This is a genomic window from Streptomyces sp. NPDC001770 (genome assembly GCF_053596135.1).
Genome location: NZ_JBSFFN010000062.1, coordinates 22,680 through 28,886, shown reverse-complemented (window position 1 = coordinate 28,886; position 6,207 = coordinate 22,680). Strand labels below are relative to the sequence as shown.

The 6,207-nt window shown below is 71.1% G+C and carries 5 protein-coding genes; 1 reads left to right on the top strand and 4 read right to left on the bottom strand.

Going from position 1 to position 6,207, the window contains the following annotated elements; all coding sequences use genetic code 11:
* Positions 1–93 precede the first annotated feature (93 nt).
* Positions 94–345: a hypothetical protein gene (locus ACWCSV_RS32965; protein ID WP_451148644.1), complete on the bottom strand. Its 252-nt coding sequence runs from the start codon at positions 343–345 to the stop codon at positions 94–96.
* Between the two features lie 306 nt (positions 346–651).
* On the opposite strand from ACWCSV_RS32965, the gene ACWCSV_RS32960 reads away from it, so the two are divergent.
* On the top strand, positions 652–2,424 hold the full coding sequence (locus ACWCSV_RS32960) for an RICIN domain-containing protein (RefSeq protein ID WP_451148642.1): 1,773 nt from the start codon (positions 652–654) through the stop codon (positions 2,422–2,424).
* A 48-nt stretch (positions 2,425–2,472) separates the two neighbouring features.
* Here ACWCSV_RS32960 and ACWCSV_RS32955 read toward each other — a convergent pair whose 3' ends face one another.
* The 3 genes from ACWCSV_RS32955 to ACWCSV_RS32945 form a co-directional block, all read right to left on the bottom strand.
* Complete coding sequence (locus ACWCSV_RS32955; protein ID WP_451148640.1) at positions 2,473–4,296, bottom strand: glycoside hydrolase family 2 protein; 1,824 nt, start codon at positions 4,294–4,296, stop codon at positions 2,473–2,475.
* Positions 4,297–4,371: 75 nt separating this feature from the next.
* Positions 4,372–5,271 carry a carbohydrate ABC transporter permease gene (locus ACWCSV_RS32950; protein WP_451148638.1) on the bottom strand — a complete coding sequence of 300 codons (900 nt, stop codon included), beginning with the start codon at positions 5,269–5,271 and terminating at the stop codon, positions 4,372–4,374.
* 2 nt (positions 5,272–5,273) lie between these two features.
* Positions 5,274–6,206, bottom strand: coding sequence for a carbohydrate ABC transporter permease (locus ACWCSV_RS32945; protein ID WP_451148636.1), 933 nt, complete (start codon positions 6,204–6,206; stop codon positions 5,274–5,276).
* Position 6,207: the final 1 nt, after the last annotated feature.

The following is a 6,207-nucleotide window of genomic DNA, read 5'->3' as shown; positions in this document are numbered from 1 at the left end:
GGCCCCCCGGGCGGTCGCGGGGCCGGGGTCCGCCGTTTCTCCGGCGGTGGGGCCTCTCGGGGCGGCCCCCCCCCCGCGACAGCGAAGGGGTACTCAGTCCTCCACCGGGTGGCCGCCGTCGCCCTCGACCACGACACAGTCCTGGCCGGCCGTCCCGGTGCGCTCCACCATGGTGACGTCGACCTCGCCGTCCCCCGTGGTGTCGAACTGGTACAGATCCGCGGCCCCGTCCCCAGTGGTGTCCGTCATCCACACATCGGGCTTGCCGTCACCGTTCGTGTCCGCCGCCAGCACCACACGGTGCAGGTCGCCCTGTGTCTCCACGACTTCTTCGATTCTGTCCATGCCGAACGCCTGCCCCTGGGGCCCCACCGGAAACTCGGTTCCGCGCACCCCTGTCCGTCCGGCGGGACCCACACGGTCACGGCCTGGGGTCCTCCTCCTGCGAAAGGAGGCAACCGCCGTTCCGCACGCACTATTTACATCGATGTATACGTCGCTCTACCGTGGCGCTGTCAGCAGGTGCGCACCCCCGCTCGCGCACCGCTGCCGGCCTCGACACTCCCCGTGCACGAACCCGAAGAGACGACAGCCGCGGCCCGCACCCGCAGGCCGCCCTGTCGCGCCACCGCGCCTTCAGGAAGGACCTCCGTGCTCTTCTCCTCACGTCGACCGCCCGGCTCCGCCCCCTTCTCCCTCTCCGCCCGGTCTCCACGCACGGTCTCCCCGGCCGGCGGTCACCGTGCCGGACGGCCGGTACGCGCCGTCGTGGCGGTCGTGGTCGCCGTGCTGACCGTGGCACTCACGGCGGCGGGGGCGGCGGCCCTACCCGTTCCCGTACGGTCCGTCACCTCCGCACTCCCCGGATCCGTGCCCCAGGCCGCCTCACTCGCGGCCACCGGCACGCCCCTGGGCAGCGGTACCGGCCTCTACCCCCGCGCCATCCGGCTGGAGCACAGCGGCGCCGCGAACGGCCGGGTGCTCGCGAGCGTCGTGTCCTTCGACGGCAGCAACGGCATCGGCGCCGTCCACGAGAGCACCGACGGCGGAGCCACCTTCCGGCAGGTGGGCCGCATCGCCGACCCGGAGGCGGCGAACGGGCAGGGGCTCTGCTGCTCCACCCTGTTCGAACTTCCCCGGCAGATCGGAGCCCTGCCCGCCGGTACGCTGCTGTGGGCCTCCTCGGCCGGACAGGACGAGGCCAACCGGCGGATGGACCTGCGCGTCTGGCGCAGCGACGACGTGGGCCGCACCTGGTCGTACCTCTCATCCTGTGCCACCGCGACCGGGACCAGTGGGCTGTGGGAACCGGAGTTCTCCGTGGCCCCCGACGGCGCGCTCGTCTGCCACTACTCCGACGAGACGGATCCGGCCCACTCCCAGAAGCTGGTCGCCGTGCGCAGTTACGACGGGATCCACTGGCAGGACCGGCACGACACGGTGGCCGGCTCCTGGCAACCGGACCGGCCGGGCATGCCCGTGGTGCGCAGGCTGCCGAACGGCACCTACCTGATGAGCTACGAGATCTGCAACCCGGGCGGGCAGTACCAGTGCGTGGCGCACTACCGCACCTCTCCGGACGGCTGGGACTGGGGCTCGCCCACCTTCCTGGGGTACCGCCCGGAGACGGTGGACGGAAAGTACTTCCGCGCCGCGCCCACCATCGCCTGGGCCCCCGCGCCCGGCGGCGGGCCGAACGGCCGGATCCTGCTCGTCGGCCAGCAGCTCCTCAACCGTGACGGCACGCCCGCGGCGGACAGCGGGCGCACCATCCTGGCCAACACGGAGAACGGCACGGGTCCGTGGTACGAGATCGAGGCCCCGGTACGGGTCGCCTCCCCGACGGCGACCTACTGCCCGAACTACAGCTCTCCGCTGCTGCCTTCCGCCGACGGACGCACGGTGCTGCAGATCTCGACGGACTGGGACGGCTCCGTCTGCCGCCCGTACGTGGCGACCGGTCCGCTCACCGGCAGCGGCGACGCGGCCGGAGTGGTGGACGGGGCGGTGTACCGGCTGGTGAACGCCAACAGCGGGCACTGCCTGGACGTGGCCGGCGACTCCCGCACCGCGGGCGGAAACGTCCAGCAGTGGACCTGCAACGGTCTGGGTCCGCAGGAGTGGACCCTGCGGGCGCACGGCGGCGGCTTCTTCACGCTCACCGCTCGCAACAGCGGTTACTGCCTGGACGTGGAGAACGGCTCCGCCACCCCCGGCGCGAACGTCCGCCAGTGGTACTGCAACGCGCTGGCGGCGCAGGACTGGCGGCTGGAGAACGCCGGGCGCGGTTACTACCGCCTCGTGGTGAAGTCCGCCGGGCAGTGCCTGGACGTCGCCCAGGGCTCGCGCACGGCGGGGGCGAACGTCCAGCAGTGGACGTGCAACGGCCAGCAGCCCCAGCTCTGGCAGCTCCAGCGGGTCTGAGACGGGCGGGTGTCCGGTCCCCGGGGACCGGACACCCGTCCGTATCCGTCAGTCCGCGTCGGGACCTTCGATCGCGGCGGGCCGCAGCTGGGCCTCCCGGATGCGGGCGATGTCGAGCTTGGTGCCGCGGTCGAAGCGGTACACGCCGTTCTGCTCCTGGAACACGTCGGTCAGCTGGGTGTAGCAGTAGCCGAACATGTCCGGGTCCTCCAGCAGTACTCCGGTGAGGCCGGCGAAGCGTTCGTGGAACTCGTCCTCGGTGCGCACCCGGTCGCCGTAGCCCCAGGAGAGTGTGCGGTCGCTGCCGGACTGCCCGGCGGCGGCCTCGGGGTCCCACCAGATGCCGCCGAACTCGCTGACGAAGTAGGGCTGGCCCCGGTACGGCTGGGAGTAGGCGGCGCCGTTCTCGTACGCGTTGACGAAGGGCTCGCCCTTGGCGAGTCCGGAGACGAGCTGCCGGAAGGCGGCGGGGTCCTGTTCGTAGGTGTGGGAGTCGTAGATGTCGGTCTCCAGGACCCGGTGGGAGTAGCCGGAGGCGTCGACGACGGGACGCGAGGTGTCCATGGCCTTGGTGGCGAGGAACATCGCCCGGGTCACGTCGTCGAGCTGGGTGATGCGGTCGTGGAGCTTCTGGTAGGTCTCGTTCAGCGGGCACCAGCCGACGATCGAGGGGTGGGAGTAGTCGCGTTCGACGGCTTCGAGCCACTGCGCGACGAAGGAGGCGTCGGGTCGCTGGTTGTCGCCGGAGGATCCGCCGACCTCGCAGCCCCAGTCGCCGAACTCGCCCCAGACGAGGTACCCGAGCCGGTCGGCGTGGTAGAGGAAGCGCTCCTCGAAGACCTTCTGGTGCAGCCGGGCCCCGTTGAAGCCGGCCTCGATCGCGAGCTCGATGTCGCGGACGAGGGCCTCGTCGGAGGGGGCGGTCATCAGGCCGTCCGGGTACCAGCCCTGGTCGAGGACGAGGCGCTGGAAGCGTGGGCGGCCGTTGAGGAGCACGGCCTTGCCCCGGACGGCGACGGCGCGCAGGCCCGCATAGCTCGCGACACTGTCGACCACCTCGCCCTCCTGGCCCAGGAGTTCGAGCCGCAGGTCGTAGAGGAACGGGTCCTCCGGGCTCCACTCGCGGCGCCGTCCCTCCGGGAGGGCGAGGTGCAGCCGGGGCGCCAGATCCAGGTCGGCGCGCACCTCGGCGCGGCAGACCTCGCCCGCCGTGTCGCTGACGACGGCGCGTACGCGGTGGCCGGGGCGGTTGGCCGACAGGGGCAGTTCGACGGAGAAGGCGGCGCCGGCCAGGTCGGGGGTGATGCGGGGGCGGCGCAGGTGGGCCTCGGGGACCGGTTCGGCCCAGACGGTCTGCCAGATCCCGGTCGTGCGGGTGTAGTTGCAGTCGTGGTTGGCGTACTGGATCGCCTGCTTGCCGCGCGCCTGGGGGCCGGACTTCGGGTCGCGGGCGCGGACGGTCACCTCCACTTCCCGTCCGTCCGGGGCGAGTTCGCCGAGGTCCGCGGTGAAGGGGGTGAAGCCGCCGCGGTGACGCACCACTTCGGTGCCGTCCACCCAGACGGTGGTGTCGTGGTCGACGGCACCGAAGTGCAGCAGCACTCGGCGGCCCGCCCATGCGGCGGGCGGGGTGAACCGGCGCCGGTACCAGACGGCTTCCAGGAAGTCGGTGTCGCCGACGCCCGAGAGCTCGGACTCGGGGGCGAAGGGCACGAGGATCTCGCCGCTGAGTTCACGGTCGAGGAGTCCTCGTTCGAGGCCGCTGTCCCCCTGGTCGGTCTCGAACTGCCAGGTCCCGTTGAGGTTGAGCCAGTCGCGGCGGACGAACTGCGGCCGCGGGTACTCCGGGCGGGGGACGGAGGGGGTGTGCACAGAGACTCCAGTCGGATGGTGGTGGGGGCCGGACACCGCGCAGGGGGTCCGGCGGGCACGAGTGGTCGATGAGGGTCAGCCGCCGCCGAGGCCGGTGGTGGCCACGGAGTTGACGATGCGCCGCTGGAAGAGGAGGAACATCACGATCAGCGGGGCGGCCGACAGCAGGGCGGACGCCATGGAACCGGCGTACTGGATGCCGTAGGCGTCCTTGACGGTGGCGAGGCCGACGGGGAGCGTCATGAGGTCGGGGTCGTTGGTGACGACGAAGGGCCACATGAAGTTGTTCCACGCGCCGATGAAGACGAAGATCGATACGGCGGAGACGATCGGGCGGGACAGCGGCAGGACGATCGACCGGAACACCCGGAGTTCGGACGCGCCGTCGATGCGGGCGGCGTCCTCCAGTTCGCGGGGTATGCCGTCGAAGAAGCGCTTGAGGATGAAGACCATCATGGGGGCCACGACCTGCGGCAGGATGACCGCCGCGTAGGTGTCGACCAGGTGGAACGTCGTCATCTGCTCGAAGAGCGGGACGATGAGCAGCTGCGGCGGGACCATGATCGCGGCGACGGTGACGGCGAGCAGCGCGCGCTTGCCGCGGAAGGTGCCGCGGGAGAACCCGTACGCGGCGAGGGTGGAGACGGCCACCGTGAGCGCGGTGACCAGGACCGCGATCAGCACGCTGTTGAAGGCCCAGGTCGGAACGTTTCCGCGGTCCAGGATCTGCCGGTAGGCGGCGAGCGTGAAGGCCCCCTTGAACGGCGACAGGCCCGACTTCATCACGTCCTGCTCGCTCTGCAGCGAGGTGGCGACCGCCCAGAGGAAGGGCAGCAGCCAGACGACGGCGAGAACGGTCAGCGCGGTCCCGGCGAGGACGCGGGGCAGCCGTCCGTGGCCGAGCAGCAGGGGGGACCCGGATTCCTCGCGGCCCGGTCGGCGCGGACGGCGGACGGGGGTGGAGACGGCGGACACGGTCAGCCCTCCTGACGGAAGAAGCGGAGCTGCACGACGGAGACGATGATGACGAGCGCGAAGAAGACGTAGCTGACCGCGGAGGCGTAGCCCAGCCGGTATCCGGTGAACCCGACGTCGTAGACGTACTCCAGGATCGGGCGGGTCGAGCCGTTGGGGCCGCCCTTGGTCAGGATGTAGATCTGGTCGAACACCTTGAGCGAGGCGAGTACCTGGAGCATGGCGACCAGGACGGTGGTGTGCCGCAGCTGGGGCAGGGTGACGGACCACAGCCGCCGCCAGGCTCCGGCTCCGTCGAGCGCGGCGGCCTCGTCGAAGGTGACGGGCAGGGATTGCAGGGCCGAGAGGTAGAGCAGGAAGTTGAAGCCGACCGTCCACCAGACGGTGAGGGCCGCCACGGACCACATCGCCACCGACTCGTCGGAGAGCCACCCGACGGGTTCCATGCCGAGGGAGGCCAGCAACTGGTTCCCGAAGCCGATGTCGGGCTGGTAGAGCCACGTCCAGATGAGCGTGACCACCGTGACGGGCAGCAGGTACGGGGCGAAGTAGGCGAGGCGCCACACCCACTGGCCGACCAGTCCGCTGTGCACGAGCAGAGCCATGACCAGGGCCATCAGGACGAGCGGCACACAGGATATGAGGGTGAAGAAGACGGTGTTGCCGAGGCTGCTCCAGACGTCGGGGTCGCCGAACGCCTCGGCGTAGTTGGCGAGTCCGACGAACTCGGGGTCGTGCAGGGTGAGGGAGGCGTCGGTGAGGCTCATCCAGAGGCCCTGGACGACGGGCCAGACCAGGAAGAGCCCGAAGAACACCAGGAACGGGAGGACGAACAGGCCTCCGCCGCCGGTGCGGGAGCGGCGGCGCCGCGGCGCCGGCGGGGTTTCGGAGGCGTGCGGTGGCGCCGTGGATCCGGCGGGTGCGGTGGTGGTCACG